Source organism: Rhizobium sp. LjRoot254 (genome assembly GCF_964254105.1).
In the GTDB taxonomy this organism is placed as follows: Bacteria; Pseudomonadota; Alphaproteobacteria; order Rhizobiales; family Rhizobiaceae; genus Rhizobium_E.
Genome location: NZ_CAXUSM020000001.1, coordinates 5,226,542 through 5,253,341, shown reverse-complemented (window position 1 = coordinate 5,253,341; position 26,800 = coordinate 5,226,542). Strand labels below are relative to the sequence as shown.

Genomic DNA, 26,800 nt, shown 5'->3' with positions numbered 1-26,800 from the left:
TGCTTGCTCAAATCTTTACGCTTCACCGGTGACGACGCCGACGAAGGGGAGTTCGCGGAAGGCGTAAGCCACGTCCATTCCGTAGCCGACGACGAAGTGATCGGGGCATTTGAAGCCGACATAATCAGCCTCCAGCGAGGTCGAGCGCTTGTCGTGCTTGTCGAGCAGGACGGCGATCGAGACGTGGCGCGCGCCGCGCTCGATCATCAGATCGCGGGCGAAGGTCAGCGTCCGGCCGGATTCGAGAATGTCGTCGATCAGCAATATGTCGCGGTCCTTCACCTCGCTGTCGATATCCTTGATGATCCGCACGCCCTGCGACACGGTTCCAGTGCCATAGCTCGACAGCGTGATGAATTCGACTTCCGGCGCGAGGCCCACATGATGCAGCGAGCGGATCAGGTCGGCCGCGAAAATGAACGAGCCCTTGAGCACCGCGATGACCAGCAGGTCCTTGGTCGGGCCGGAGGAAATCTCCGTCGCCAGTTCGTCATTGCGCTTGGCAATCATCTCGGCGGTGAACAGCGGCTCGATGGTTTTTCCGCGAATGACATGCATGATGGGCTAACTCCGGTAACGGCAAAGCCGAGCGTTAGCACAGGGTTCCGGCGATTCAATCATTACATCTGGGGAAAAATCGAAATCTCGCCGGATTTTCCACCGGTGAGCTTCAATCGCGCGGCAAAATTCACCGACACGCCCGCCTCGATCCTGCCGGTAGCCGGCCGGATCGTGCCGATCAACTCACCGCCCTCGCTGGTCACCGACAGGGCCGGCACATCGAGCGTTCGGCCTGACCGGTTGACCAGCACGCCGCTGACGGCAATCAGTTTCATGCCATTGGCATCCTGCTCGTCGACGAACACCCGCTCCACGGCAAATGGCTTCTGCGGCTGCTTGACCGGCCCCGCAGCCAATGCGTTGAAGCCGCCGAACACCCAGAAGACGATGAGGAAGAGCGACGTGATCAGCGTTACGAATGCCTGCACCGACAGGCGTGACAGCATATGTTCCAGGCGGTTGATGACGAAGACGCCGGCGACCGCGAGCAGGCGGGATAACTCGAATTGGCGCGCCTGTTTGGGCGGCGTGGGATTGTCGTTGAATTCCCGTCGCGGGCGCTCGTGGGTGATCACCTCGAACACGGCATCCTCGACCTGCATCGGGCGATTTGCATTTGCTGTGAACCGCCGCATAGTGGGTTCCGGCGGCAGAAGGTCGAAGACCTCGATCGCCCCATTGGCGCTTTTCCGGTTTGCCTGCATGGCGTCCCCCGTAATGCACCGCTTTCCGGGAATGTCCGGCCTGCGGCCATTGAACTTGAAGTTCACGAGAAGTAAACTGATTTGGTTAATGCTTCGCAAATCACTGACTTCGGTAGACATGGCAACCGACCTTTCGAGTTTCCTCGGTACGGGACAAAACATTGATTCATTTTGAAAATGTTGGTCTGCGTTACGGGATGGGGCCGGAAATCCTCAAGGATCTGACTTTCGATATTCCCAAGAAGTCCTTCCAGTTCCTCACCGGCCCGTCGGGCGCGGGCAAGACCAGCCTGCTCAGGCTGCTGTTCATGTCGCTCAGGCCCACGCGCGGATTGATCAAGGTCTTCGGCCGCGAAATGTCCGATATCCCGCAATCCGAGCTGCCGATGCTGCGCCGCCGGATCGGCATCGTCTTCCAGGATTTCCGTCTGCTCGACCATATGACCACTTATGAGAACGTCGCCCTGCCGCTGCGCGTGCGCGGCAAGGAGGAATCGGGCTATCGCAGCGATGTGCTCGAATTGCTCAAATGGGTGGGGCTGGGTGACCGCATCAACGTGCTGCCGCCGGTGCTCTCGGGCGGAGAGAAACAGCGTGCGGCCATCGCCCGCGCCCTGATCGACCAGCCTGAACTCCTGCTCGCCGACGAGCCGACAGGCAATGTCGATCCGCCGATGGCCAAGCGCATCGTCAAGCTGTTCCAGGAGCTCAACCGCTTCGGCACCGCCGTCGTCATCGCCACCCATGACCTCACCCTGATGGACCAGGTCGAGGCCCGCCGCATGATCCTCACGTCAGGGCGGCTCGATATCCATGAGTGACGCCGCCGCGCAGAAGGACAAGGACAAAGCCCCGCCGCCGCGCAAGGAGATCACACTCCGCCGCACCGCCTCCATCGTGCCGCAACAGAGCGTACAGGGCCGGGCGCTGCTCGCCGTCATCGTCATCATGTCGTTTCTCGCCTGCCTCACCATCGGCGCAGTCAGCATGATCCGTTCGACCGCGTCCTCCTGGGCCAGCCAGATCTCGCGGGAGATCACCATCCAGATCAAGCCGGATGACACGATCGACATGGAAAAGACGCTCATTCAGGTGCGCGACCTGGCGCTGTCCTTCGTCGGCACCCGCGACGGCCAGATCCTCGACAAGGAGGCCACATCGCGCCTGCTGGAGCCTTGGCTGGGCGCCGGCCTTGATATCGACGAACTGCCAGTGCCGCGCCTCGTCGTCATCACCATCGACGACCAGAACCCGCCCGACTTCACAGCCATGCGGGCCGAACTCAAGCGCAAGATACCGCAAGCCTATCTCGACGATCACCGCACCTGGGTGGATCGCCTCGTTTCGATGGCACGCACCACGGTGTTCATCGGCTCGGGCGTGCTCGGCCTAGTGTTTTTCGCCATGGTGCTGACGGTGATCTTCGCCACGCGCGGCGCTCTGGCCGGCAACCGTCATATCGTCGAAGTGCTGCACTTCGTCGGCGCGGAATCGTCCTTCGTCGCGCGGGAATTCCAGAAACACTTTCTCATGGTCAGCCTCAAAGGCTCGCTGGCGGGCGCCTTCCTGGCCGCCGCCATGTTCACCGGTGCCGCCTGGTGGCAGAGCGAGCGGATCGCAACGCCCGAGGCAGATCAGGCTGCGGCCCTGTTCGGCAGCTTCACCATCGACTGGACCGGTTATGTCGGCATCTTCCTGACCATGGTCATCATCGCGGCGCTGACCACCGTGACTGCCCGGTTTACCGTGATGCGGACCATCGACGAGATTGATCACATCCGGTCCGATCCGGGCCGGCTCGATCAGTTCCAGGGGTAAGTCCCTAAAAAGCTTGGAGCGCCAAATATTAGACTTCATTAACTCAACCAGCAGCGCCTACATAAGGCCCCAAATCTAAACTAGAATATCTTGAATGATGACCGGTGATGCGAGCCTTGGGGAAGATGTGAATAACGGCGTTATTCCGCGCCAGCGCCTCGCTGTCCGCGTTGCACATCACATACTCAGGCTGTTCGGCTTTCTCCTCCTCACCGCGATCGCGCTGTTTGCCGGCGGATTTCTCGTCTTCTACCAGCATGTCGCGACGATCCAGCCACCGGCCGATCCCAAGGCTGATGGCATCGTCGTGCTGACGGGCGGCTATCAGCGCATCGACCAGGCGGTCGAGCTTCTCGCCAAGGGCGCCGGCAAACGGCTGCTGATATCGGGCGTCAACCCGGCAACCACGGGAAATCACATCCGGCTGCTGACCCGCAGCCCGGGCGATCTTTTCGATTGCTGTGTCGATATCGGGCACGACGCGCTCGACACGACGGGCAACGCGACAGAGACGGCGCGCTGGATTCGCGAAAATGCCTTCAAGAGCGTGATCCTGGTCACCAACAATTACCACATGCCGCGCAGCCTCGCCGAACTCGAACGCACCGACCACGGCACGAAGTTCATCGCCTATCCGGTCGCGACCGATCTCAGCTTTGCCGAGATCACCCGCAATCCGCTGCTGATCAGGACACTCGCCGCCGAATATGTGAAATTCCTGCTCGTCGTCAGCCGCGACTGGACCGGCATTTCGATCTAATCCCGGCTTTCTCTCCACGTTGCGATGCGCTAAGGAAAGCGCGTTTTCCGCTCTTCAGGACATCAGAGCCGTTCATGACCTATCTGCGCTCGGGCATTTTTCAACTCTGCTTCTATCTCAGTTTCATAGTGCAGATGATCATCTTCACGCCGATCTATTTCCTCCTGCCGCGCAAGACGGCCTACAAGATACCGAAGAACTGGGCGCGCTCGAACATCTGGCTGGCAAAGCACATTGCCGGGATCAGCTTCGAGATCGAGGGCATGGAGCAATTGCCGCATCAGGGCTTCATCCTGTCGGCGAAGCATCAATCCTTCTTCGATACATTCGCGCTGATCCCGTATCTCGATGACCCGGTCTATATCCTCAAGCGCGAGCTTCTCTGGATTCCGCTTTTCGGCTGGTATGCCGCCAAGCAGGACATGATCCCGATCAACCGCGCCGACAAGAGCCGCGCCATTCCCATGATGGTCGCCCGCGCTCGCGAGGAGCTGGCGCGCAACCGTGAACTGATCATCTATCCCGAGGGCACCCGCAAGGCGCCCGGTGCGCCGCCCGACTACAAGTATGGTATCGCCCGGCTCTACAAGGATCTCGATGTTCCCGTCGTGCCCGTCGTCATGCATCCCGGCCTGTTCTGGCCACGGCACGGCTTTCTCCGCCAACCCGGACATTTCAAGGTGAGGTTCCTTAAGCCGATCGAACCCGGCATGCCGCCGGACCAGTTCTTCAAGCATCTGATCGAGGTGACGGAGCGGGCAAGCGACGAATTGCTGGTCGAGACGATCCGCAACAATCCGCATCTCAAGATTCCCGAAAGCGCCAGGCTCCGGCTCGATGAACTCGCAGCCGCTCAGGCCGCCTGAAGGATCGCCTGCATCTTCTCGGCAACCGCTTCCATCCAGTGGTCGCGGATGCCGAGCTGCTTGAGATGCTCGACGGTGTTGGCGACATAATCGGCATTGCGCCCCGACTTGCCCTCCGACGCCGCCACGATTCGCGCCGCGTCATCCACGGTCAGCCCCGCGGCATATTGTAGGTGTTTGCGATCGGCGATGTAGGTGAGCGCCGTGGCGGTGCGCCCGTCGCGAAACTTTATCTTCAGCCACCGTTCGAGATAGACATTGGTGACCAGCTCCCGCTCGCGGAGATAGGCGATGACATCGTCGCGATCGCTGGGCGCGACGCGAAAGCCGGCCCCCTTGCAGGAGCCGCCGCGATCGAGCCCGAGCACGAGCCCTGGATTCTCGCGCGTGCCGCGATGGACCCAGGAATGGATGCAGAGCGCCCTGTGGAAGCCCTGCGCGGTCACGATCTCGCGTGCCTCGTAGTCGAAGCCGGGGTTCCACATCAGCGAGCCGTAGCCAAACACCCAAAATTCGTCCATATCCGCTGTCATTGGCTTCAATTCGCTGGCTCATCAAGGACGACTGAATGGCTTTGGACACTGTGCGCGGGCTCTCGCCTGCATCCCGCAAGATTCGCTGGCTCGGCATTTCAGTCGCTGTTATCGTGGCCCTTTATTCCGCCGGCTGGTTCTATGTTGCAAGCAAAATCGAGGAGACCGTCCGCAACTTCATCGCCCGTCCGGGTCCGGTGGAACTCGCCTGCGACGGCCTGACCCGAACCGGTACGCCATTCAGGATCGGCTTTGCCTGCGACCGCACATCGGTAAAGGACGATGCGACCGGCGGCATGCTGGCGGCCGGCGCGATCCACGCTGTGGCCAATATCTACAGTCCCGGCAGCGCGATCGTGGAATTGACAGGTCCGGCCGATCTTTCGCTGCTCGACGGCACGGCAGTCACCGCCAACTGGTCGCTGCTGCGATCGGGATTCTCGGTCGGTTTCTCCGGCTTGAAAACGCTGTCGAACACCGGCGAGAACCTTTCGATCGATCTCTTCAATTACGAGTTGGTCGAGCCTCTGGTCGCCAAGGCCAGGCACGGCGAGTTCCACATTCGCGGCAACGGCGCGGATGTCGACGTGGCTGTGCTGGCGGATGACTTTGCGCTTGCGACCAAATCCGGTGCCGAGATCCTGCCGATGCTCTCCACCAGCACCGAGCTGACTCTCAAGGACAAGGCCGATCTGCTCGAAGGCAAGCCGCTCACCTCCAAAGCCATGCAGGGTACGCTTACCAGCTTCAAGATAGCGACGCCGCAAGGGCTCTTCGGCGAGATGAGCGGTCCCTTCGAGATCGACGAAAAGGGCTATATCTCCGGCACCTTCAAGACCCGGCTGGAGAAGCTCGATTTGTGGGAAGCCAATCTTCTGAAACTCTTCCCCAAGGCCGACAATACGATCTCCGGCATGGCGGCACTGTTCAAGGGCCTGGCGAAGGGCGGCGACGCCGTGACCGTCAACCTCGTCATCGACAAGGGAAGGATCACGCTGTCGATGTTCCCGCTGGGGCATATTCCGCCGCTGTGATCAGCGCCCGGAGGCCTGCTTGGCAACCGGCTTTCGCGTTTCCGCCGCCGCGCGATCCCTGAGCAAGCGGCGGATCACCTTGCCGGTCGTGGTCATCGGCAGTGCATCGATGAATTCCACCTCGCGCGGATATTCATGCATCGACAGCCGATGCTTCACCCAATCCCGGATTTCATTGGCGAGCTTGTCGGACGGCGCAAAGCCTTCGGCCAGCACGACATAGGCCTTGACGATCTCGGTCCGGATCGCGTCCGGTTTGCCGATCGCCGCCGCAAGCTGCACCACCGGATGCGAGATCAGGCAATCCTCGATCTCGGCCGGACCAATGCGGTAGCCGGACGAGGTGATAACGTCGTCGTCGCGGCCGAAGAATTCGACATAACCCTCGGCATCCATGACGCCCTGGTCGCCGGTCAGCATCCAGTCGCCGATGAACTTCTTGGCTGTCGCCTCCGGGTTGTTCCAGTAGCCGAGGAACATGACAGGGTCGGGCCGCCGCACCGCGATCTGGCCGGCGCTGCCGCGCGGCAATTCGCGGCCCTCGCCGTCGATGATCGCCACGGCGTGACCGGCCGTCACCTTGCCGATCGCGCCTGACTTGGTCACACCGAGCGACGCCATCGAGCCGAGCACGATATTGCACTCGGTCTGGCCATAGAATTCGTTGACGGTGATATCAAGCGTCCGTTTCGCCCAGGCATAGGCCTCGCGGCCGAGCGATTCGCCGGCCGAACCAATCGTGCGCAGCTTGAGATCATACTTTTTCAGCGGCATCTCGACTTGCATCATCAGCCGGAGCGCGGTCGGCGGAATGAAGGCATTCCGGACGCCCGTCTCCGCCATGATGCGGAAGGCGAGATCGGGATCGAACTTCTGCGCCGGGGACGAGACGACGGGCACCCCCATCACAAGCGACGGCAGCAAACAATTAAGCAACCCACCGGCCCAGGCCCAGTCGGACGGCGTCCAGAACTTGTCGCCCGGCTGTGGCAGAAACTCCTGCGCCATCTGCACGCCGGGAATATGACCGGCGAGCACGCGATGGGCATGCAACGCGCCCTTGGGGGGACCCGTCGTGCCCGACGTATAGATCATCAGCGCCGGATCGTCCTTCGAGCTGTCGACCACATCGAAGACCGGCAGACAGGCGGCAAGCAGGGCCTCGAAATTCTGCGCGCTGGTCATCTCTTCGCCGACCACTACGACATGCTGGAGATCAGGCAGGTTGGCGCGGATGTCCTCGAGCTTGGAATGGCCGAACGCATTGGTGACAACGACTTTGGCACCGGAATCCTTCAGCCGATATTCGAGCGCGTCGGCGCCGAACAGCAGTGCTAAGGGAAGCGCGATACCGCCCATCTTATAGATCGCGACATGGCCGATAACCGTGGCGAAGGATTGCGGCAGCAGCAGCGCCACCCGATCGCCCGGCTGGACGCCGAGCGCAACCAGCGCATTGGCGAACCGGTTCGAACGGTCCCGCAATTCGCCATAGGTCAGCCGCGCGTGATTGCCATCCGGGCTGTAATGTTCGAGCGCCAGCCGACCCGGTTCGCGCTCGGCCCAGACGTCCGCGACCACCTGGCCCATATTGAACTTTTCGGGAATATCCCAGCGGAAATCACGGATCAGGGCTTCGTAATTGTCACGCTTGGGCAGGAACATGCTGGAGAATTCCGGTTTGCTGCGCTGCAATAGCACTTTTCGCCCGGCCGGGGAATGAAAAAGACAGTTTGATGACGGGGGACGGGGCAAGTTGCATTGGAACGATTTTCCAGCGAACAGCGTCCAACAAAACCGCTTGCGTTTTGCAATCAGTCTGCTATTGTCGAACCAGTTGCAATATTAAACCGGTTCAGGAGATTGACATGGCCGACACCAGAAAAACATTCGTCATCGTGCATGGCGCCTGGGCAGGTGGCTGGGCCTTCGAACGGCTGATCGACCGGCTTCACGCACTCGGCCACCGCGCCTATGCGCCGACGCTTACGGGCCTCGGCGAGCGAAAGCACCTCGCCGGACCTGATGTCTCCCTCGACACGCATATCGATGACATCGTCAACGAAGTGCTCTTCAAGGATCTCACCGACATCACCCTAGTGACCCATTCCTACGGCGGCATTGTCGGAACCGGCGTTGCCGAGCGGATCGCCGATCGCATCAGCGCGATAGTCTTCGTCGACGCCATCATCGTGCAGGATGGAACCAGCTTCGCGGATGTCATGCCCTATTGGGATTTCGCCGAGCCGATGATCGCGCCGCCGCCGAGCAGCCCGGGAGATTATCTCAAAGAAGAGGATCGCCTATGGGTGGACCAGAAAGCCACGCCACAGCCATGCGGCACATTCACACAGAAAATTCGGCTGACAGGCGCCTACGAGCGTATCCCGAAAAAGACCTACATCCTCGCCACCGGCTGGGACGGCTTCGGCAAAACGGCCGACAAATACCGCAACGCTCCCGGCTGGACCGTCCGCGAAATCGCAACCGGGCATGATGTTGCGATCGATGCACCGGACGAATTGGCGGGGATGCTGGTGGAAGCCGCGTAGGCGCCTTCATGGTTGTGACGGTGCGACACGCATGCTACGACAGAGAAGCTTGCACTCGCGGCAACTCGCACTTTACACGACGAAATCACACAAGATTCAGGAATGAGCGGATAGCACCGGCTTCCGTTGAAAACGGAAGCCGAATAAACGAAGAATAATCGAAATTATCCCACCAGGCATGACCTATCTTACGCCTTGTTCGTTAGATCAACGCTCATGTCATCTGTCGGCCGGCTGGCGTTGGCGCTTCGTGAACTTAATATTTTGAGAAGCGGTTGGCGCATTCGCATTTCGCCGAAGATGATAGTCGCCACCGCATTGGCAGCTTGGCGATGTCGTCAAGGTGCCGGCCAGCAGGTTGCCTCACGGATTGTCGGGCGACGAGCCTCAAGAGTTTCCCATCATCTCGCCGGGGGAGGCAAGAATGGATACCGAAGCACCGAATCCGACCCACTCAAGACCACCGATCATTCATGCGGCCCTGCAAATTGCGCTCGTCGCCTTGCTGCTCTATGCCTGCAGCCGGATTGTCCTGCCTTTTGTCGGCATCCTGCTTTGGTCCGTTATCCTGGCGGTGATCCTTCATCCCCTCCATATGCGGCTGAGCGCGCGGCTGGGAAACAGCTGGTCGGCGACGATCATTGGCCTCGTCGGCATCGCGTTGATGCTGGTACCCATGTATATGGTGGTCACGTCTCTCGGCGCATCGATTTACGCGCTCGTCGCGGGTATCCAGGACCACAGCCTGACCATTCCGCCGCCGCCCGCATGGCTTGCCGGGTTGCCGGTGGTCGGTGAGAAACTGGCCGATGGATGGTCGCTCATCTCGACCAACATGCCCGCGGCGCTCGCCAAATATGGCCCCATGCTCGGAAAGCCTGCCGGCTGGCTGGCATCGTTTGCCGCCGGGCTGGCAACCGGCGGTCTGTCACTGGTGCTCTCGATCGGCATTGCCGCCGTCATCGTTGCCTATGCAGAGGGCGCCAGCGCATTTGCACGACAGCTGATGGGCGTGGTGACCAGTGATGCAGCGCGTGGAGCGCACCTCGCCACATTGACGGCTGCGACGGTTCGCGGCGTGGCGACGGGCGTTGTCGGCGTCGCTGTGATCCAGACATTGCTGATCGGGATCGGCTTGTTTGTGATGGGCGTCCCGGCGGCCGGTGCCTTGACGCTCATCACGTTCCTAGTGGCGGTCGTGCAGATACCGGCACTCCTCATCACCATTCCCGTCATCGCCTATGTGTTTGCAACCGAGGCGACCACGCCCGCGATCATCTTCGCAGTATGGAGCGTCATTGCCGGGCTCAGCGACAACATCCTCAAGCCGATCATGCTCGGTCGTGGACTGGAAGTGCCGATGCCGGTCATACTGATCGGCGTCATCGGCGGGATGATCTCGGATGGCCTGCTCGGCCTTTTCATCGGCCCCGTGCTGCTGGCCGTCGCCTATGTTCTGCTCGTTGAATGGTTGAACCCGAACCCGGTCGCTAACCATCCCCCGGCTGAAGGTGCGCAGCCATGATCGTCGTTCTTGCCGTGGGGCTGGCGGCGATGGCCGCGTGCCTCGCATTCCAGGCACTGGCCTCCGTGCTTGCCATTCGCTACTTCGTGCATGCCCGCAAACAGCCGCCGTCCCGGAGACGGTGGCTATCGGTGTTTCTGCAGTTCACGACACTGATGTCCGTGCTGATGATCGGAAACGTGGTGCAGGTTGCATTCTGGGCATGGCTTTATGGACTTCTCGGTGCTTTCCAGGATTTCGAAACTGCCGTGTATTTCTCAGGCGTCACGTTCACATCGCTCGGTTATGGAGATGTGCTGATCGAAGGGCGCGTCCGCCTGCTCGCCCCGCTCCAGGCTGCCAATGGCTTGATGATGTACGGCATAACTACCGCGCTCTTCTTCGCCATCGTGCAGCAGGCGCTCACGAAATGGGCCGCCGCCCGGGAGTAGAAGACATTGAACTCAAATGCCCGGGAACAACACGGTCTGCGACAGACAAAGGTAGCCTTCGCATAGATGTATGCTTCCGGCACATACCCCACTCTGTAGCGGCTGTCGCTCGAGTTATCGCGATTGTCGCCCATCACGAAGTAATGCCCGGCCGGGACGGTGAATAGCTCAGTATTATCGCCGTCCGAATGTTCACCCAGTTCCAGCACGGTATAACTCGATCCCTCGGGCGTGAATTCCCGGAAGAGTGGCACATCCTTATAAGTCGCGAATTCTGGATCCGCATTGTCGTATGTGCCGGCAGGCTCGCGCCTGAGAGCGGTGCCGTTGATATAGGTGATGCCATTTGTCACCTGAACCGTTTCGCCCGGCATGCCGACGACCCGCTTGACAAAGTCGACCGAGGGATCGCTCGGCAGCCGGAATATCACGACATCCGCGCGCTTGGGCGATGCGGTGACAATGCTGAATTCCGGCAGCAACCTCCCATAGGGCAGCGAGAAATTCTTGAAGCCATACGGAAACTTGGTGGCGACCATGTAGTCGCCGACCTCAAGCGTCGGCATCATCGCGCCAGAAGGAATGGAAAACTGTAAAAGATGGCCGTTACTGTTATCCAATGCAATCGGCGGGACTGGAAATTCATGGTGCTCAAGAACGTATTGTCGAAGATTATAGAATCTGTGTTTCGCCGAGAGTATACCCTGACATACATTGCTTTTTAATTTTAGTTATGTCTAATATTATGTTGGTGTGGCATACAAGGCCGTGCCCCTCCAAAGATGCGGTGCAATGGCCTCTAGGGAGTATCAGACATGAAAACGATTCTTACGTTCTCGATGGCATTGGCACTCGCGCTCTCAGCGTCCGCTCCAGCGTTTGCGGGGCCTAATGGCTCTACGACAACGACGACGACCGGACAGGGAAATGGCGGGAAGACAAACGATAACGCCAACCCCGACAACAACGGCCAGACGACAACCACTACCACAACGACGGGACCAGATGGTCAGATAAACAAGGGAAACACCGACTGCAATAATTGCGACACGACAACCACGACTGACAAGCCGGGGAAGAACTAGAGGCGAACGAGAACTGGAACGAGGGGCGGGTTTCCCGCCCTTCCATCTTAATCGTGAGCGGGCGCTTTCTGTAAGGTCCGCGTACCATCGGCTTCTCGACTTCCTTCGCTTCGATCAGCGCAACGATCCGGCCTTGTTCGCACGTGCCGTCAGGGCGCTTTGGGGCATCGAAAACCGGCTGCATTGGGTGCTCGACGTCGTCTTTCATGATGATCTCATGCGGCTCAGGACCCAAAATGGACCGAAAAACATGGCCACAATCAAGCACATGGCCATGAACCTCATGCAAAGCCAAAGGCAAAAACAGCCTCAAAGCCGCCAGAAAAGCCGCCGCATGGGACGAAGGCTATCTCAGGCTCGTCATAATTCAAGCCACTCAATGATCTTCAAGCGATTCCCCTGGAGTGGACCCCCGTCGCCTCCATCCGACTATGGCTGCGTTTTTATGAGTTCACGACCTAGTCCACAAGCTTTCACGTTCCAGCGGCTTACCTTTTGGTCGAAGGGCACCGACGACACTGCATGGCGAGCTTTCTTGCGCCCCAAGGCTCGTTCGCTGACACCTTGCCCGTCTGGCTGATGACTCGGCGATAGGCCGATCTCCGAAACGAAGGGCCACTCTAAAGGAGGATATTTAGGGGGATAGCGCGGATGTAGTGAGCCGGATAACCAATTAAAATCAATACGTTATAGTCGTACAGTGGTGCCCCATGCCGGGGTCGCCACACTAGACAACAACGTGCAATTTCAATGACTTAGAACACCGTATGCTGATCTCGCTGTAGCAGTTTGCTGTAGCAGTTTCAATACTAATCAACGCAGATGCAACTCAACAAATGCACCTAGATCCCTTACGGATTGTAGATAATTATCTATCGTGGCTAACCCTATCGATTTTGTAGGATGATTGCCTCTCCCCCCTCGCTGTTCATTCCTGTCAGCCTTGTGCACGATGTTATGCCTCCTTGCGATCATGGCTGCGAGTTCCCCGAAATCGTGCGCATCTACTGCAGCCGCCGCGATTCCTGCAGCTTTAAGGGCCTTCTTCACTTCTCCCAGATCATTGAAACTTGACCACCTGTCTAGAAATTCGACCACAGACTTCTCAATGAGCGCATCAACGGTCATCCCCCGATAGGCACTGAGCCCCCCAAGGGTGATCTTGTCTGGCCGCTTGTGCTGAGCGTTGGCGAACGGATAGGCGTCAAGCACGTCTTCGGTTCCGGAGGGCACGCGCCAAGTGAGGACCGATCTAAGCAAATCTTCGAGAGTGGCGTGAAGAAGCACCAATGCTGCGCGCAGAACATCCGTGTCGTTCACCTTCCGTCTCCCCTGTTTGGGCGGACCGTAGAGCGCAACCAACTTCTCAACACGCGATATATTCGAGAAAAAAACACTAAGAATTTCGTCAAGCATTAAGCTTCTCCGAAAATGAAGCGAACAGGTAGGTAGGAATACGGCAAACAGGCTGCAACAATCATAAAGGCAGGCATTGATAAACCACACGCTGCTGATGCATACTACCTCAGCTTCGGGGCGTCATGATTTCTCCATACGATAATTTACCCAAACCACTTTTCACGCCGGTACCGCTCATCACTGATGTCGAGGCCAGTAAAGCCTATTGCGTCGGTTTCGAACTCGAAGCTTGGCGCTGCAACGCCTATGCAGATCACATGATAGAATGGCTTATTGACTACGCTCTTAAGTCGGACGAAATCAAGACTCTCACTCATGGCAACACCTACGTTCGTCTAAAACAAGCTGCCAGCCGAATTTATCAGAGTGCAAAGTATAAAACGCGCGGCGAGATAGGTGAAATATCCATCCATGCGATATGCCGCCAGTATTTTGGAACTATCCCATTCGCTCCTCGCGTATTTTATTTAACCTCTTCTAACGAGGTCGTTAAGTCATTCGACATGGTGCATGTGCGCTATTTGCCGGGTGAGAACATTGAGCTATGGCTTGGAGAGTCGAAGTTTTTCGAGAAGAGGGGGGACGCGATAGGAAAAGCCATTGCATCAGTCACAGCTCACATCGATCAAGGCTTCTTGAAGAATGAGAAGTTGCTCTTGGGACCCCAGGTTTCTAATGACATTCCGCATTTTGAGAAAATTCGAGAATTACTGTCAGAGGAAATATCCTTGGATGCCCTATTCCAAAAAGCGGTATTCCCAATATTCATTGCTGCAGATAGCGCTGCGGTCGCAACCAACAAGACATCATCTGCGGATTACTATGCTGCTGTCGCAGAGGAACTACGGCTATTGCAGGATAAGATCGCTGCGTCTGGGCTCACCAGCAAGATCAAGGTCGTTCTCATTTATGTTCCCATCAAATCCAAGATCGATCTCTCAAGCGCATTCGATAAGCGATTGAAAGGGCTATGCCCATGACGCTTACAAACTGGAAGGAAATTGCACACCTACAGGGCTCCGAGCTGCGGGGCGCAGTCTTTAGGGTGGTGCAAGGCGCGTCTAAGATGCTTCAGCTGACGCAGGCCGATGATCCCGACATCCTAGAAGCAGTTCCCCGACTTATCGAACTGCTGGAAAATAACCCAGAGACACTTGGATCGTTTAGAGAAATAGTATTTGCCCTTGCCCGTGCTAGCGGCCTGTGGAACTACATCAATCGGGACGAGGCTGACGAAACAGATGCCTTTGTGGCTGAAGCGGTTACAGCCGAAGAACTTGGAGGAATCACATTCCATCGAGAGCAGGTGATCGCTCTCAACACTCTATTGAGCGGAAAAAACCTAATACTCAGCGCTCCAACCAGCTTTGGAAAAAGCCTTCTGATCGACGCGTTGCTGGCAACGGGTAAATATGACCGGGTGGCGATAGTACTGCCAACGATCGCGTTGCTCGATGAATTTCGACGGCGGCTGATGGCCCGCTTTAGCAAACGTTTCCAAATTATCATGCATCCATCAGAGGCCGTTGCGGACGGGCCAGCAATCTTCTTAGGAACTCAAGAGCGGCTTATCTACAGAGATGATCTTGGCCATCTCGACCTTACCGTCGTCGATGAATTCTACAAGTTAGACCCATCGCGCAAAGACGAGAGAAGTATTGCTCTCAACGCCGCTGTTTACAGGCTCTTGAGGCGCTCAAAGCAGTTTTTCTTTCTCGGGCCCAACATCGATAACGTAGTGGTTTCGTCCGATGTCAGGTGGCGATTTGAATTTCTGAAGACCCGCTTCTCCACCGTGGCTGTCGATACGATTGACCTTCAGAACATTCCCAATAAGCGAGAGCGACTGATCGAGGAAATCGGAGAGGACAGGAATTGGCCAGCGCTGGTGTTTGTCTCCTCTCCCAACCGCGCGAATGAGCTGGCTGGAGAGGTCGCAGATCAAATGGCGGTCTCCGACTCAAGTGCTGACTTCTCGGAATGGCTGGCAGTAAATGTCGGTCCCGGTGGGGTGCTCAGCAGGTCGGTGAGGTTCGGATTTGGTGTACATCACGGACGAACGCCCAGGGCTGTAGCAGCGCGTATGGTGCGGATGTTTAACGAAGGTTCGTTGCCAGTTTTGTTCTGCACTTCGACTTTGATTGAGGGCGTCAACACGGCGGCCAAAACAGTCATGATCTTTGACAAAAAGATCAATCGAGCGGACTATGATTTTTTCACATTCTCCAATATCCGCGGCCGCGCAGGTAGGTTAGGGCAACATCACGTCGGTCAAGTTTTCGTCTTCAACGAAGTGCCAGACGCAGAGACACTTGAAGTCTCACCAACTATTTTCGGCGATGAGAGCGACCTGCCAGACGAATACATTGTTCACGTTGAAGATCGAGACATAACCTCTTCGCCGGAGGATCGGGTCCAATACCTTAAACAGCAATTGGGCCTCGAAGAATATCAACTCCGACAATTGTCTGCGATAGGCATGAATAGCGCTATTCAGCTACGAAATTTCACGGGGGCCGCCATTACGGAAGGCGCTGAGTTAGAATGGCAAGGTGTGCCTACATACAATCAGATCAGAGCCGCTCTTGAGGTCATTGGCCGGGTTCAGAAACCGCGAGCATTTGGCGCTGTCAGTATCTCGCAGCTGACATTTTATATCGATCAATTGCGTCGGGCGCGCACATTTCGTGACTTCCTCCTTGAGCGAGATCGAACCTATGCCGGGGAGCCCCGTGGTCATGATGAGATCTTCAAGTTCTTGCGTGCATGTGAATACGGTTTGCCCCAGTATTTTATCGCACTAGAAATGTTCGTGCGGCAGCACGGCCTCGCTGCGGATTATAGCCTGTTTGTCGGCTCACTCAGCAGCTGGTTCCGGCCAGAGGTTTTGAAGGAACTTGATGAAGAAGGAGTGCCGGTACAAATCGGCGAACGATTCTACAGGAGCAATGACACAAGACAGATGCTGCGCGACCGTCTGATGCTGGCAGTGAATTCTGAGGCATCGGCATTGACGGCCTTCGAGAGGGTCTGGCTGATGGACGTGTTGCCTCGGTAGCTGAACCAATCTCCGACACAGAAATCCATAAGTGGCTTTGGTGGACGGTATCTATGCGAGGCGCGATAGGGGGAGCGCATGCAGTTGTTAGTATCGCTATGTAAGTGGTTGGTGCGGGTGCTCGACAATACGTGCAAGGCGTTTGATTAGATCGCTCTTCAGCGTCGCCCGATCTTGGCCACTGTGCAGACGACGGTGACAGTTGGGACAGCATGCGAGTGCGTTGTCGGTGGTATCGGGACCGCCCTCGGACAACGGACGAATGTGGTGAACTTCGAGGAAGGGCTCGCCGTCGTCTCTGTTGAATGGCGCCGCTTCCTCACACCGCTCACAAATGCCTTTGGCGTTGACCAAAACCCAAGCTACTACATTGGGGTCGCGTACGAATGCTGTACTTGTCTTTTGGGATTTCGCGGGTTTGCGATTTCCCTTAGGAGGGGAGGCATGACGACCCCGCTTTTTGAGATTGGAGACCGCTCGTTTGACACGGTGTTCCAACTCTTGGGAATCGTCAGTCGGCTCCTCTTCAAGTTGACGAGAAAAGCGTACGGACTGGTTTTTTGGTTCGAAAAACGCGAGAAATCCATGATCGAGCCATTGGGATCGGCGACTGGTATGATGCTCTCTCGCGTTCGCCCAGAACTGATGGCTTGCTGCCGTAGCAGGCAATCGTCCAACCATTCCCTCAATGTCGGAAATCGAAAGTGTGATTGCGTTCGCAGTTTGCGCGTTGAGAAAATCTCCAAGCGGTTGATATCGAAGCCTGCGCTGAACATCTGATATTCCCGCGCCCTCAACGGCAAGCAGGGCGTCTTCCAACTCGGATTGAAGGGCAGCTGGATGGCTAGGCCACGAGATGTCCAAGCTAATACGCTTGGTCGCATTTCCACCACTCGCGCCTGCACTCTGGCCGAATTGTACGAGCTCCCTGCCTATGGCCAATCTTAGAGATCTAACGGCTGTGGGTGACGGAGAAATGGGATAACTGAAGCCCTTGGGGCTGATTTTCCTATCATCGAGCGGGCGCACGCTCTCTTTCGCGCTAGCAATGTAAATCTGTTCAATTCTCATGCTGTTGCGAGCCAGCCGCTCGAACAGCAGCTCAAGTGCCGGTGCATAATCCTTGTTGCGACTCGACCTTGGCCCATGATCGGAGCCGCCGCGCGACTCCCAATTCACACGGAATCCGTCCCCAACGCCCGTTTCAATTGAAAAGAGTGCATCTAACACTGCACCGGTTTCATCAAGCAGGTTCAATCTTGGCTCCTGTACTTAGAATTGTTGAGTTGTCGATCGTAGAATGTGCTCACACAGCTACTCAGAAGTTGTAGCCAATCCATTACCGGAGCGGTGTATAAGCGGACAAGTCTGGGGATTTCGAGGGCGAGCCGCCGCCATGAGGTTGAGTGATCTGCGATCATCGTCACGAGGTTTGGCGGGAACGAACGACTTCGATAAAGGTCTGCAGATTCATGAGTTGCTTTTGTTGTTCTGGTTGATACGTTTCATGCAGAGCGGTAGGCAGTACGAGCTGCAGCCTCGCCCGTTGCATCTCTTTTGTCTGCGTCTCAGAAATCCCTGGTTCCAAAGTCAATAAATGTTTGATTTCGATGCGGTCGGCTTCTGCCAATACCTGCCGCCAGCGGTCCTTACAGCTAGTCTTAGCTCCTAGCATAGTCAGGCGCACTGTGGGATATAACGGGTCACGATAGGCGGTTTCGTCTGGGAACAGAAAATCAGGGCCGTTCCTCTTCTCAGTTGTCGCTTCACGTTTGTAATGTAGGTCGTGCACGCGCAAAACCTCCTCAATGTGGTTGCCAAAGGCCCATCCGGCGCGCGTTTTCCTTCGGTTCTGCACGCTAAGGGAAAACTTTACAAATCCTTCGACATCGGCCTTTCCTTCCGACATGAAGCCTTTCTCCAACACCTTACTAACGATGTGCCGTTCAAACGTCATGAATAAACGCTCTTCCAGATCCATCCATTCTAAAAGCGCCAAATCCGGATCGGCAATCGAATCGACATCCCTCGCGATCTGGCGGGCAAGGGCCGAAAACTCGCGGGTGCTAGGAAACCTGTCACCAAATCTCCTTACGAGCAAATCAAGCCAGGTGTCTTCAGTTGAAATGACTTCAATGCCGATCAAATCAAGGATGTATCGTGCCGCAAGACCGAGTACCCTGCTGCGGGAATCGCGCAGGTCATTCTGCCGAATGTCAAAACCTTCTACTAGTTGAAGACCAAAAAGCCAGAGAAGCTGCTGCTCGATGGAACTCCCGCGAGCGCAAAACAGCGCCAAAAGCGGGCCCTCTTTTGACTGGCAGAGAAACAATGTATCTCCAGTTTTGGCACGATACACGAGGTTATTGACCTTCGCCGGATAGTAGAGGCGGTATTCGGCTGTGCGCTTTTTGTCGTTTGCCCGGCAGTCATACCAAGTCGCCGTCAGATCCATTCGTTCGGGCGGCGTATCGTCACTCAGCCAGATGTAACTAACTGGTATTTTTACACTTTCAGATGGCGTTCCGAGAAACACACGAAAACTATCCACGCCCTGCAATTCATGACCGTTCGATACACGAGTGTCTACCTCGGTTCCCCGTAGCGATTTGACTCCTACGCCAATAAAGTAATCTGACAGTGAACCCTGTCTCACTTCGCCCCCACCGTTTCCGCCGAGCGGATTTCCTGTACGGTTATGTCCGATCGCAGCCATCGCTGCGTGCGTTCGATCACTGCATCGAGACCAATTTGGTCGGAGCCGCGAAAAGCGCACTCCCAGATGCTGAGTTGACGCCAACCAGCGTCCTGTAGTTGTCCGCTGACCTGTTCATCTCGCTGCTTGTTGCGATCGATCTTGGCCTGCCAGAAGTCACGACGCGTATCAGGTAGGCGGAATAAAGAGCAGTTATGCCCATGCCAGAAGCATCCGTGAACAAAGATGGCTGCACGATATTTTGGAAGGACTAGGTCGGGCTTGCCTGGAACTTCCACTACGTGAATGCGATAACGAAAACCAAGCGCATGAAGGCGCTGCCGGACTGCAAGCTCGGGCTTTGTATTCTTTGCTCGGATGCCAGACATCATCCGGCTGCGCGTAGGCTGATCTACGATGTCAGGCAACCGCCTTAGTCTCCCTATCACCTGCTGCCATTGACTTCACCTCGTCGATAAAGGGCGCCATGTGACGAGCTACTGCCTCCACAACGGGTACAACAACTGCGTTGCCGAACTGCCGGTATGCCTGTGTGTCCGAGACAGGGATTCGAAATAGCTGCTCGCCTGATTTTTCAAAGCCCATAAGCCGGGCACACTCTCGGGGGGTCAATCGTCTTGGGTTTTTGCCGCGCTGACTCACAAGAATCTCAGAACCATCCTTGTGGTAGCGAGCAGACAGGGTGCGTGCCACATCGTTCGGCCCCACGATACCAAACCCAAATCCATTGCCTTTCAGCCGGTGCTTCCGCGCGTAAGCCTGCAGATACTCCCAAAGGTGGTCCGACAACGTATAACGCGCAGCGACTTGGCCCAAGCCACCTGTGATAAAACGTTCATCAGATTTTTCGCTTCCATCTTCGGAATGGAGGATGGATGCGAGCATTGGATTTTGATCTGAAGAGGGAAGCTCTAGCGCACTGAAGTCAAAATCACAGTCTTCACGGAAACCTACGATGAAAATGCGCTCGCGATGCTGAGGAACCCATGAGCGGGCATCAATAATGCGTGTCTGCACCTGATAGCCGAGATCTTCCGTAAGGGTGCGCTTGATAACATCAAAGGTACGGCCCTTGTCGTGGCTCTTCAGGTTTTTCACGTTCTCGAGAAGGAACGCCTTCGGGCGATGATACTTGATGATACGGGCGACGTCGAAAAACAGCGTACCTTGCATGTCGCACTGAAAACCATGGGGGCGATTGAGAGAGTTCTTTTTGGAAACGCCGGCCAGCGAGAATGGCTGACACGGGAAGCCCGCGAGAAGTACATCGTGCTCAGGGATTTCGCCCTCCTGGATCTTCGTTATGTCGCCGACAAGTTCGTGATCACAGACATGATTGGCGCGATAGGTTTCCTGACTGAAGCGATCCCACTCGGATGTGAAGACACACTTTCCGCCGATCGGTTCGAAGCCCTTTCGGAGGCCGCCGATGCCGGCGAAGAGATCAACAAAGGTAAAGCTGCGGGACTGGTTTGCTGCTACCCGGCCGCCGGCCATTGACTTCAGCAACTCCATCACAGGCTTGCGCGGCTTAGTCGTGCCATTTTCCCAGCGGTAAACGGTACGCTCATCGAACCCCATCCGAGCGGCCGTTTCCTTGACACTGAGACCTGCCTGCTGCCGAAGTTCGGAAAATATGTTCATGCTGGCTCCGCCGTGGTGAGATTCGCTGGGAATATTTATGACATATTGACATGAGAACATTTAGAGAACAACAACTTTTCTTCAAAAGAATCCACAGCTATTACAGGCGCTTGCATCTCCAACGCCTATTTCTCGTGATTTCCCATTCGGGTAACATGCGAGAGTGGCCTAGCGTTCATAGAACGCGCCTACATTCCACGTACATTGCGCTCACATTTCTTAAATGTACGTGAAATGTTGACAACTGCGTGAGTATTCGCATATTCTTGATACATTCACGAAAGGTATGAGAAATATGAGGGACAAACGGGACAAATTTGTAGAGCTGGCAGAGGCGCGTGTGAACCGTGCCATCAAGGATGTGCGTTTGATTGGTAACCTCGCCAATCGCGGTGCGTATGCCTATGACGACGATGACGTCAAAAAAATTTTCCGGGCCATGCAAAAAGAACTGGATGCAGCGAAGGCACGCTTCACCGGCGATACGGGTGGAAAAGATAATGAGTTCAAACTGATTTAGACTGACCCGGAGTAGCAGCATGTGGAAATGGATCTGGCCAAGGGTTGGGCCAACACCGAGTTCGCAGAACACCGACAGCGAGATGTTCGACCGAGCGGATTATCCGTACACCGAAACGTTCGTGCGCGAAGGTATCCAGAATACTCTTGATGCACGTCTCGACATGAATGCGCCAGCCATCATCAGCTTCCGGTTTCACAAAGGCGATCTCACGCTGCGCCGGGAATATCTGGAGCAGACCGTTGCGTATCGCGCTCAGGCCGGTTTCCCCGAGGTTGAGCAGTGGGATCAGAACAGCATCGACTGGGTTACCATCGAAGACTTCAACACGAAGGGCCTTGCAGGCGATCTCAATGACCGCCTTGGTGATTTCTGGAACTACTGGCTGAACTTTGGAGTCTCCAACAAGGAAGGCGCCAAACGCGGCGGCCGAGGCATTGGGCGCGTCACCTTCCTAATCGCATCACGGATGCAGACGGTCATTGCCCTAACGCGGCGCAACGCTGACAAGCTGCGTGCATCCTGCGGCATGACCCTTCTTAAAACCATGCGTGTCGAGAAGAATGGTCCGGTGCTGACGACGCACGCCTATCTTGCTGCAGAGGAGAAGGAAGACAGCTTTCGTCTTCACTCGGAGGCTGGCTTTGATGATGGGCTGGCGACGGCTTTTGGCTTGCACGGATATGGGTCTGATCCCTACAGAAGCGGGCTCGCTCTTGTCATTCCATATCCTCATGGTGATCTCACGGCAGACAAGGTGATTGCTGCAGCGATCGAGCATTTTGCACCTGCCATTCTCAATGGATCGCTCATTGTCAAAGTCGATGACGTAACGATCGATGCACAGTCGATAGATGACGTTTCATCAGACTATGCGGACAACATTCATGCCCCCGCCATCCGGCAGGATGCTGCCCGTTATCTCGACTTGATCCGGGCGGCGGGCAAGACCGCTTTCTCGCTTGATGTCGATGTATCGAAGGGTCTGTCTGCGCTGCGTGACAGCGATGAAGTTCGCAAAATGCAGGAGGCATGTGAGAAAGGCGTTGCGGTTTCAGTTGCATTGAACTTCCCGTTGAGACAGGGAAGTGCATCTTTCCCGGTATCGCTGAACGCAGTTGTCGCAAAAACGCCAGATAATTTGCTGCCGATCGACCGACTGTTCCGGGAAGGCATGAGCCTACCGGATGTAAAGTCGTCGGCGCCAGGCGAACTTGATGCTGTCTTTCTGATTGACGAGGAGAATCTCGCAACCTTTCTCAATCTCTGCGAGGGCAAAGCGCACCTTGATCTGCTTGAGTCGAAGGAGGTCATCGCAAAGCTGGAGAAGAAGGGGTATTTCAAGCCTGTTCAGGTGAAACGGTTCATCAAGAGCCTGCCCGCCGAACTGCGCACGTTGCTCACCCCTGAGGTTACCGAGCCTGACATCGACGTTTTCGATAGCTTCTTTTCGCTGCCGGATGAAACATCGTCTACGAAGAAGCCGGGCGGTGGAAAACCTGAAATCAACCCGCCTCCTCCGCCTCCTCCGCCTCCACCCCGCATTTCGCCTCTGGTTGTGGAAACACTGGCCGATGGATTTCGCATCACTGCCAATCCCGATTACGCGGAATGGCCGATCAACGTATCGGTGACAATGGCCTATGCGGATGGTTCGCGCAAACCGGCATGGAGTGTTTATGACTTTGCGCCCATCGATCTGGATACAGATACTTCGGATTGTGAACACGAGTTCGTAAAAAACAAAATCACAGCCCGTAACTGCGGACAGTCATTTCGGGTGGCCATCACGGGCTTCGATGCAAAACGGGAGCTAGATACACACATAAAGGTCTGGAAGCATGCACAGAACGATTAGACTCACAGGGCGCCGGCAATTGCCCCGTAGCAGCGTGAATGTTGCCATGCGCGAGATTGGTGAAACGAAAGTTCTCACTCTCGCGATCCGCGAACAAAAAGCGTTCAAAGGGTTTCCCGTGGATGCCCGCTTGATGATCAAGCTTATCGAAAACAAGCAGATGGAGCTGGTTGACTTCGGCACGCTCGAAAATCCAAAGGCAGCGGTTGATCTGAAGAACCAGGGTTATCTTGATCCCGGATGCCAGCTGCGAGTTGCTAACGCTAATGGAGAGCGGATCGGTATTCTGTTTGGCAGTACCCAGCAATGGCGTCTGAACTCCGAAAACCCTGTAAAGGAAGGAGGCGTTCGTGGCCTCCTGAACTTTCTGCCTGCGAAGATTGCGCCCCGGGCGTGGAAGCTTTGCATTGAAGAGAATGCGCATCCTGTCATTCAAATCGACAACCGAATTCCCAATCCGAAAGTCTGGGCGAAGAATGATCCAACGTTCGTCAATACAATCATGCCGGCAGTCATTTACCAGCTTTTTGATGACATTCTGGAACACGAAAACCCGGAGGAAACGGAATGGATGAAAGACTGGCTAACGTGGGCGGATAATCTCATGCCGGGTAATCAAAAGCCGCAGCAGGCTACAGCGCGCGAGCGACGCGAATGGATCGATGGACTGATTGATAGTTTTTGCAGCAGGCACATGCTTTCCGACCGGCTTGTTGATGTTCTTGTCAAAGTGGGAGGTGACGCATGAAGTTCAGTGGACTGTACGAATTTACGGATGCCGGCATGAAGGCATTTAAACAGGCGTTCGAACGTACGCTCGAGGAAGAAGCAATTGATCCGGTGGGGGTATCTGTTGCCAAAAGAATTCCAGGCACTCTGCCGTTCGAAGTTAAAGCCTGGGTAAGTGCGGAGGAGATGGCGAACGCGATCCTGAAAGCCTCCGGAACAGCCAACATAGCTGGATTGCTGAACGGCACGAATCTATGGGCGTGGCTCGCGTTTGTCTGCCGCGATGTGGTCTATCCACGCCAAAAGACTGGAAAACGAAAACTGGGCGAGGTCTGGAGGTGGTATCCGAGCGAGGCTGGCGATTTTCAGAAAGGGCAGCGGCATCTTATCCGCATGCCGGTGCTGCTGTTTCATTCATTTGGTGATGATGCGCGGCACCTGCTCTTGGGAGAACCGTCAGTTCCCGGCGAATTGCGCGAGCAGCTGACAAGTCAACAGGACATGTTCCATCTCTCCTTTCAACGGGTTGCGTGCATGCTCTATTATGAGGGCGCCACCGGAAAGCTTCGTCGTGGGGCTGGCGGCAAGAGAGGTGGATCATCGAGGCGGCTTGCGCAGGTCAGAAAACAACTGGATGTGACGTGGGATTTATTTGCCCTGTCGCCGGAACAGATAATGGAAAAGCTACCGAAAGAGTTTGATGCTTATAGGCCCAAAATGCAGCCGTAGATTTCGCGTATACACCGGCGAAGTTGGCCATCGTGTGATCCAATGAAACCAAATACATTTCCATAAGTCTGAAAACACATAATCTGGTGGCTTGACACAAGGCGCAAGACGATACTGCAATTATGAGGAGCTGCGACCGTCAATGTGGCGATAAACACTCGCACGCCCAATGCCAAGTTCCTTCGCAATTGCCGACGCCCCTTTGCCGACAGCCGCCAAAGCCTTCACTTGCTCCGCGCTGATTGTTACCTTGCGCCCCTTATAGACCCCCGCCTTCTTGGCTTTAGCAATTCCCTCCAACTGGCGTTCTTTTCGGATGGCTGTTTCGAACTCAGCGAACACTCCTAGCATCTGAAGAAAGGCGCGGCCTGCTGGAGTTGAGGTATCGATGGGCTGCTCAGTAGCCTTCAGGGCCACGCCCTTGTCCTCCAGCGTCTTGACTATTGCGAGAAGATCGGCGGTAGAACGGGCGAGACGGTCGATGCGAGTGACCATCACAGTGTCACCATGACGGACGAAATCCATCAGTGTCTGGAGCTCCGAGCGTCCCTTGGTGGTTGTGCCTGACTTCTTCTCGGAAACCACGCGGGTGCAGCCTGCGGCCACGAGAGCAGCATCTTGAATGGCTGTGTCCTGATCAGTGGTTGATACCCTTGCGTAGCCGAAAATCTGATTGCCCATGCGGCTCTCCTGTGTCTCATTTGGGTCTAGATCCTCTCGCCTTACTGTCTCGTAAATCAAGTGTCAACCCTAATGAGACAGGAAATGTGTCTCACGCAAGCGTCTCGTTACCGTATACCCATTCGAGAGAAAAAAACATGAAGGTCTCTTGGGGTTTTTCCGAGTCACGCGATAGGGTGCGGCATCAAAGCAGGAGCGAGGCATGGAAGACGAAGACGCCACAAGTGGTAAGCTGCTGACGCTGCGGACATTGGAGCAGGCAGACGCGCTGATGCTCAGGCTTGAGGCCTCTGCAAAGAGAACTGCCGAGTGGGTTTCGGCGTTCCGTGGCAAGCCGTTGGATATGGTTTGGAACATGAAGTTTCACCCCATCGGCTTTCATCCAGTCACGCACCACGCACTGAACGTCATCGAACAGGTCAATCAGACTTGGACTTATGTCGTTGCGGTGCTTGCCACCCGGAAGCTATTGGAACTGCACCCTGAGGCAGGAGCCTTTCATCTTGCTCCCGGCGCTCACGCTTCCCAACCACTCGACGTGATGAGCGAGGTAGAGGGCCTCGTGGGTGCAGAGACGTTCGCTGCGGTGAGACCCGAGAACAACAGGAAACTTGCGAAGGATTTGGAGAAGCTCGCTACCCGCCCTGAGCAGCATCGCTACGTGTTCTTCATGTCGCCTAAGCACCCCGGAACTGCGCGGCTGCCGAAGCTAGAGCGTGGCGGTGTACAGGTTTGGTCGGTCGATCTTCAATGACGCAAGGGCAATTGACACTGCCTTCGACTGAGCCTTCCGGCTCGGGAACCTTCATGCTACTCAAGGCAGAGATATGGGGCACCAATGACGACCGAGGATAGCAGGCAGAAGAGCATGGCCATTGCCATCGCCAAGCGGGTCAGCAACGATGAGGCATCCGCGTTGCGCGGGTTGCTGGAGAAGTTGCTGGAGATTAGGGAGTCCGGTCTTTCCGCGACTGAGAAGGCTAGGGCCGCGCTATCCGCGACTAGGGAAAGCGGAGTTGTCCTCGCTGCTGTGAAGACGGTGGCACGTGAGCTGAAGACCTTGGGATGGGACAACAGGACCAAGGCACAACGGGCGGGGCTTGGCGCGGCTGCGGTTGGCCTCGGGTTGTTCGGCTCTCAGGCTGCGGGGATTGCCGCGCTCGGGACCGCGATAGCCGTGCCGCTGTGGGTTGTGCTTGGCGCGGGGTCGATGTTTGGCTCCTATCTCTACGACGAGCTTAAGCCGAAGGCCAAAGAAGACCGGGAGGGCGACATAGACAAAAGCCCCGTGATTGACATCGAGCCGGTCGCACGGTCGAAGCGGACGCCACCACAATAAGGGAGAGACACCGAGGAAGCCGGGTGGTGCCCCACGGGGGGAAGACGGAAAGCCTCTTATCTGATTTGGGCAAACGAATTTCTGCCCCAAACATTCGGGGGTGCATTTTCATACGTGGTCGTCTCTGAACGGGCCACCGTACCACCCCGACCACGATCGCTCGAAAAAGCCGGGGTGGTGACAGCTGAAAACGGCCATCTGTAGATTGGGGAAGAGGGTGACAGCCACAACACCAAGA

The 26,800-nt window shown here is 56.2% G+C and carries 27 protein-coding genes and 2 pseudogenes; 18 read left to right on the top strand and 11 right to left on the bottom strand.

Annotation, left to right across the window (positions count from 1 at the left end; genetic code table 11):
- Positions 1 to 15 precede the first annotated feature (15 nt).
- Together hpt and ACSQ26_RS25955 are read right to left on the bottom strand one after the other, a co-directional pair.
- Positions 16 to 558, bottom strand: coding sequence for a hypoxanthine phosphoribosyltransferase (gene hpt, locus ACSQ26_RS25960; RefSeq protein ID WP_436014077.1), 543 nt, complete (start codon positions 556 to 558; stop codon positions 16 to 18).
- Positions 559 to 620: 62 nt separating this feature from the next.
- Positions 621 to 1,265, bottom strand: coding sequence for a hypothetical protein (locus tag ACSQ26_RS25955; RefSeq protein ID WP_436014075.1), 645 nt, complete (start codon positions 1,263 to 1,265; stop codon positions 621 to 623).
- A 161-nt stretch (positions 1,266 to 1,426) separates the two neighbouring features.
- Between ACSQ26_RS25955 and ftsE the strand changes: the two genes are divergently transcribed.
- From ftsE to ACSQ26_RS25935, 4 genes are all read left to right on the top strand, one after another.
- Positions 1,427 to 2,086 (top strand): cell division ATP-binding protein FtsE, encoded by a 660-nt coding sequence (gene ftsE / locus ACSQ26_RS25950; RefSeq protein WP_025556892.1) that lies wholly within the window; start codon positions 1,427 to 1,429, stop codon positions 2,084 to 2,086.
- Positions 2,079 to 3,083 (top strand): cell division protein FtsX, encoded by a 1,005-nt coding sequence (locus ACSQ26_RS25945; protein ID WP_436014073.1) that lies wholly within the window; start codon positions 2,079 to 2,081, stop codon positions 3,081 to 3,083. Before ftsE ends, ACSQ26_RS25945 begins: the two co-directional genes overlap by 8 nt.
- Positions 3,084 to 3,177: 94 nt before the next feature.
- A complete protein-coding gene (locus tag ACSQ26_RS25940; RefSeq protein WP_436014071.1) occupies positions 3,178 to 3,843 on the top strand; it encodes a YdcF family protein in 666 nt (221 codons plus the stop codon).
- A gap of 74 nt (positions 3,844 to 3,917) precedes the next feature.
- Positions 3,918 to 4,709 carry a lysophospholipid acyltransferase family protein gene (locus tag ACSQ26_RS25935; RefSeq protein ID WP_436014069.1) on the top strand — a complete coding sequence of 264 codons (792 nt, stop codon included), beginning with the start codon at positions 3,918 to 3,920 and terminating at the stop codon, positions 4,707 to 4,709.
- On the opposite strand, the gene ACSQ26_RS25930 is transcribed toward ACSQ26_RS25935, so the two are convergent.
- Positions 4,697 to 5,242, bottom strand: coding sequence for a gamma-glutamylcyclotransferase (locus ACSQ26_RS25930; protein ID WP_436014067.1), 546 nt, complete (start codon positions 5,240 to 5,242; stop codon positions 4,697 to 4,699). The two genes, ACSQ26_RS25935 and ACSQ26_RS25930, sit on opposite strands and share 13 nt — an antisense overlap.
- A gap of 35 nt (positions 5,243 to 5,277) precedes the next feature.
- Between ACSQ26_RS25930 and ACSQ26_RS25925 the strand changes: the two genes are divergently transcribed.
- Positions 5,278 to 6,276, top strand: a complete 999-nt coding sequence (locus ACSQ26_RS25925; RefSeq protein ID WP_436014065.1) for a DUF2125 domain-containing protein — start codon at positions 5,278 to 5,280, stop codon at positions 6,274 to 6,276.
- Here the strand turns inward: ACSQ26_RS25925 and ACSQ26_RS25920 are convergent, their stop codons facing one another.
- Positions 6,277 to 7,941 (bottom strand): acyl-CoA synthetase, encoded by a 1,665-nt coding sequence (locus ACSQ26_RS25920; protein ID WP_436015480.1) that lies wholly within the window; start codon positions 7,939 to 7,941, stop codon positions 6,277 to 6,279.
- Between the two features lie 203 nt (positions 7,942 to 8,144).
- Here ACSQ26_RS25920 and ACSQ26_RS25915 point away from each other — a divergent pair, with 203 nt between their 5' ends.
- The 3 genes and pseudogenes from ACSQ26_RS25915 to ACSQ26_RS25905 form a co-directional block, all read left to right on the top strand.
- Positions 8,145 to 8,828 carry an alpha/beta fold hydrolase gene (locus tag ACSQ26_RS25915; RefSeq protein ID WP_436014063.1) on the top strand — a complete coding sequence of 228 codons (684 nt, stop codon included), beginning with the start codon at positions 8,145 to 8,147 and terminating at the stop codon, positions 8,826 to 8,828.
- Positions 8,829 to 9,252: 424 nt separating this feature from the next.
- Positions 9,253 to 10,353 (top strand): AI-2E family transporter, encoded by a 1,101-nt coding sequence (locus ACSQ26_RS25910; protein ID WP_436014061.1) that lies wholly within the window; start codon positions 9,253 to 9,255, stop codon positions 10,351 to 10,353.
- Positions 10,350 to 10,688: pseudogene (locus ACSQ26_RS25905) on the top strand (ion channel); the annotation flags it as partial. The gene ACSQ26_RS25910 and the pseudogene ACSQ26_RS25905, both read left to right, overlap by 4 nt.
- On the opposite strand, the gene lepB reads toward ACSQ26_RS25905, so the two are convergent.
- Positions 10,637 to 11,404 carry a signal peptidase I gene (gene lepB / locus ACSQ26_RS25900; protein ID WP_436014059.1) on the bottom strand — a complete coding sequence of 256 codons (768 nt, stop codon included), beginning with the start codon at positions 11,402 to 11,404 and terminating at the stop codon, positions 10,637 to 10,639. The pseudogene ACSQ26_RS25905 and the gene lepB sit on opposite strands and share 52 nt — an antisense overlap.
- A 195-nt stretch (positions 11,405 to 11,599) precedes the next feature.
- Between lepB and ACSQ26_RS25895 the strand changes: the two genes are divergently transcribed.
- Entirely contained in the window at positions 11,600 to 11,869 is a 270-nt protein-coding gene (locus ACSQ26_RS25895; RefSeq protein WP_436014057.1) for a hypothetical protein, read from the top strand.
- A gap of 139 nt (positions 11,870 to 12,008) precedes the next feature.
- A pseudogene (locus ACSQ26_RS25890) lies at positions 12,009 to 12,252 on the top strand (ISAs1 family transposase); the annotation flags it as partial.
- A 430-nt stretch (positions 12,253 to 12,682) separates the two neighbouring features.
- Here the strand turns inward: ACSQ26_RS25890 and ACSQ26_RS25885 are convergent.
- Positions 12,683 to 13,285 (bottom strand): hypothetical protein, encoded by a 603-nt coding sequence (locus ACSQ26_RS25885; RefSeq protein ID WP_436014055.1) that lies wholly within the window; start codon positions 13,283 to 13,285, stop codon positions 12,683 to 12,685.
- Positions 13,286 to 13,410: 125 nt separating this feature from the next.
- On the opposite strand from ACSQ26_RS25885, the gene ACSQ26_RS25880 reads away from it, so the two are divergent.
- Together ACSQ26_RS25880 and ACSQ26_RS25875 are read left to right on the top strand one after the other, a co-directional pair.
- Positions 13,411 to 14,268 (top strand): HamA C-terminal domain-containing protein, encoded by an 858-nt coding sequence (locus ACSQ26_RS25880; protein ID WP_436014053.1) that lies wholly within the window; start codon positions 13,411 to 13,413, stop codon positions 14,266 to 14,268.
- Positions 14,265 to 16,346, top strand: coding sequence for a DEAD/DEAH box helicase (locus ACSQ26_RS25875; RefSeq protein ID WP_436014051.1), 2,082 nt, complete (start codon positions 14,265 to 14,267; stop codon positions 16,344 to 16,346). The genes ACSQ26_RS25880 and ACSQ26_RS25875 overlap by 4 nt, the downstream gene beginning before the upstream one ends.
- Before the next feature lie 96 nt (positions 16,347 to 16,442).
- Here ACSQ26_RS25875 and ACSQ26_RS25870 read toward each other — a convergent pair whose 3' ends face one another.
- From ACSQ26_RS25870 to dcm, 4 genes are all read right to left on the bottom strand, one after another.
- Positions 16,443 to 17,603: an HNH endonuclease gene (locus ACSQ26_RS25870; protein ID WP_436014049.1), complete on the bottom strand. Its 1,161-nt coding sequence runs from the start codon at positions 17,601 to 17,603 to the stop codon at positions 16,443 to 16,445.
- Between the two features lie 166 nt (positions 17,604 to 17,769).
- Complete coding sequence (locus tag ACSQ26_RS25865; RefSeq protein WP_436014047.1) at positions 17,770 to 19,062, bottom strand: type II restriction endonuclease; 1,293 nt, start codon at positions 19,060 to 19,062, stop codon at positions 17,770 to 17,772.
- Positions 18,999 to 19,469 (bottom strand): very short patch repair endonuclease, encoded by a 471-nt coding sequence (locus tag ACSQ26_RS25860; RefSeq protein WP_436014045.1) that lies wholly within the window; start codon positions 19,467 to 19,469, stop codon positions 18,999 to 19,001. The genes ACSQ26_RS25865 and ACSQ26_RS25860 overlap by 64 nt, the downstream gene beginning before the upstream one ends.
- Positions 19,462 to 20,706 carry a DNA (cytosine-5-)-methyltransferase gene (dcm, locus tag ACSQ26_RS25855; RefSeq protein ID WP_436014043.1) on the bottom strand — a complete coding sequence of 415 codons (1,245 nt, stop codon included), beginning with the start codon at positions 20,704 to 20,706 and terminating at the stop codon, positions 19,462 to 19,464. The genes ACSQ26_RS25860 and dcm overlap by 8 nt, the downstream gene beginning before the upstream one ends.
- A 295-nt stretch (positions 20,707 to 21,001) precedes the next feature.
- Here dcm and ACSQ26_RS25850 point away from each other — a divergent pair, with 295 nt between their 5' ends.
- From ACSQ26_RS25850 to ACSQ26_RS25835, 4 genes are read left to right on the top strand one after another with little or no spacing between them, the layout of a single operon-like run.
- Positions 21,002 to 21,226 (top strand): hypothetical protein, encoded by a 225-nt coding sequence (locus tag ACSQ26_RS25850; RefSeq protein WP_436014041.1) that lies wholly within the window; start codon positions 21,002 to 21,004, stop codon positions 21,224 to 21,226.
- Between the two features lie 19 nt (positions 21,227 to 21,245).
- The gene (locus tag ACSQ26_RS25845; protein WP_436014039.1) at positions 21,246 to 23,084 is read left to right on the top strand and encodes a hypothetical protein; all 1,839 of its coding nucleotides are present in this window, start codon (positions 21,246 to 21,248) and stop codon (positions 23,082 to 23,084) included.
- Positions 23,085 to 23,130: 46 nt separating this feature from the next.
- Entirely contained in the window at positions 23,131 to 23,832 is a 702-nt protein-coding gene (locus ACSQ26_RS25840) for a hypothetical protein (RefSeq protein ID WP_436014037.1), read from the top strand.
- A complete protein-coding gene (locus ACSQ26_RS25835) occupies positions 23,829 to 24,542 on the top strand; it encodes a hypothetical protein (protein ID WP_436014035.1) in 714 nt (237 codons plus the stop codon). Before ACSQ26_RS25840 ends, ACSQ26_RS25835 begins: the two co-directional genes overlap by 4 nt.
- Before the next feature lie 120 nt (positions 24,543 to 24,662).
- Here ACSQ26_RS25835 and ACSQ26_RS25830 read toward each other — a convergent pair whose 3' ends face one another.
- Entirely contained in the window at positions 24,663 to 25,223 is a 561-nt protein-coding gene (locus tag ACSQ26_RS25830) for a recombinase family protein (protein WP_436014033.1), read from the bottom strand.
- A 202-nt stretch (positions 25,224 to 25,425) separates the two neighbouring features.
- On the opposite strand from ACSQ26_RS25830, the gene ACSQ26_RS25825 reads away from it, so the two are divergent.
- Entirely contained in the window at positions 25,426 to 25,977 is a 552-nt protein-coding gene (locus ACSQ26_RS25825; RefSeq protein WP_436014031.1) for a hypothetical protein, read from the top strand.
- 84 nt (positions 25,978 to 26,061) lie between these two features.
- Positions 26,062 to 26,562, top strand: coding sequence for a hypothetical protein (locus tag ACSQ26_RS25820; RefSeq protein WP_436014029.1), 501 nt, complete (start codon positions 26,062 to 26,064; stop codon positions 26,560 to 26,562).
- The last annotated feature ends 238 nt before the right edge of the window (positions 26,563 to 26,800 follow it).

Excerpts from the sequence above, each read along its gene's own strand:
- ACSQ26_RS25945 (WP_436014073.1), top strand. The coding sequence starts at position 2,079 with ATGAGTGACGCCGCCGCGCAGAAGGACAAGGACAAAGCCCCGCCGCCG.
- ACSQ26_RS25920 (WP_436015480.1), bottom strand. The coding sequence starts at position 7,941 with ATGTTCCTGCCCAAGCGTGACAATTACGAAGCCCTGATCCGTGATTTC.
- ACSQ26_RS25840 (WP_436014037.1), top strand. The coding sequence starts at position 23,131 with ATGCGCGAGATTGGTGAAACGAAAGTTCTCACTCTCGCGATCCGCGAA.
- ACSQ26_RS25835 (WP_436014035.1), top strand. The coding sequence starts at position 23,829 with ATGAAGTTCAGTGGACTGTACGAATTTACGGATGCCGGCATGAAGGCA.
- hpt (WP_436014077.1), bottom strand. The coding sequence starts at position 558 with ATGCATGTCATTCGCGGAAAAACCATCGAGCCGCTGTTCACCGCCGAG.
- ACSQ26_RS25850 (WP_436014041.1), top strand. The coding sequence starts at position 21,002 with ATGAGGGACAAACGGGACAAATTTGTAGAGCTGGCAGAGGCGCGTGTG.
- dcm (WP_436014043.1), bottom strand. The coding sequence starts at position 20,706 with ATGAACATATTTTCCGAACTTCGGCAGCAGGCAGGTCTCAGTGTCAAG.
- ACSQ26_RS25830 (WP_436014033.1), bottom strand. The coding sequence starts at position 25,223 with ATGGGCAATCAGATTTTCGGCTACGCAAGGGTATCAACCACTGATCAG.
- ACSQ26_RS25915 (WP_436014063.1), top strand. The coding sequence starts at position 8,145 with ATGGCCGACACCAGAAAAACATTCGTCATCGTGCATGGCGCCTGGGCA.
- ACSQ26_RS25845 (WP_436014039.1), top strand. The coding sequence starts at position 21,246 with ATGTGGAAATGGATCTGGCCAAGGGTTGGGCCAACACCGAGTTCGCAG.
- ACSQ26_RS25925 (WP_436014065.1), top strand. The coding sequence starts at position 5,278 with ATGGCTTTGGACACTGTGCGCGGGCTCTCGCCTGCATCCCGCAAGATT.
- ACSQ26_RS25885 (WP_436014055.1), bottom strand. The coding sequence starts at position 13,285 with ATGCTTGACGAAATTCTTAGTGTTTTTTTCTCGAATATATCGCGTGTT.
- ACSQ26_RS25820 (WP_436014029.1), top strand. The coding sequence starts at position 26,062 with ATGACGACCGAGGATAGCAGGCAGAAGAGCATGGCCATTGCCATCGCC.
- ACSQ26_RS25930 (WP_436014067.1), bottom strand. The coding sequence starts at position 5,242 with ATGACAGCGGATATGGACGAATTTTGGGTGTTTGGCTACGGCTCGCTG.
- ACSQ26_RS25910 (WP_436014061.1), top strand. The coding sequence starts at position 9,253 with ATGGATACCGAAGCACCGAATCCGACCCACTCAAGACCACCGATCATT.
- ACSQ26_RS25875 (WP_436014051.1), top strand. The coding sequence starts at position 14,265 with ATGACGCTTACAAACTGGAAGGAAATTGCACACCTACAGGGCTCCGAG.
- ACSQ26_RS25880 (WP_436014053.1), top strand. The coding sequence starts at position 13,411 with ATGATTTCTCCATACGATAATTTACCCAAACCACTTTTCACGCCGGTA.
- ACSQ26_RS25955 (WP_436014075.1), bottom strand. The coding sequence starts at position 1,265 with ATGCAGGCAAACCGGAAAAGCGCCAATGGGGCGATCGAGGTCTTCGAC.
- ACSQ26_RS25935 (WP_436014069.1), top strand. The coding sequence starts at position 3,918 with ATGACCTATCTGCGCTCGGGCATTTTTCAACTCTGCTTCTATCTCAGT.
- ACSQ26_RS25865 (WP_436014047.1), bottom strand. The coding sequence starts at position 19,062 with ATGGCTGCGATCGGACATAACCGTACAGGAAATCCGCTCGGCGGAAAC.
- ACSQ26_RS25940 (WP_436014071.1), top strand. The coding sequence starts at position 3,178 with ATGATGACCGGTGATGCGAGCCTTGGGGAAGATGTGAATAACGGCGTT.
- ACSQ26_RS25895 (WP_436014057.1), top strand. The coding sequence starts at position 11,600 with ATGAAAACGATTCTTACGTTCTCGATGGCATTGGCACTCGCGCTCTCA.
- ACSQ26_RS25825 (WP_436014031.1), top strand. The coding sequence starts at position 25,426 with ATGGAAGACGAAGACGCCACAAGTGGTAAGCTGCTGACGCTGCGGACA.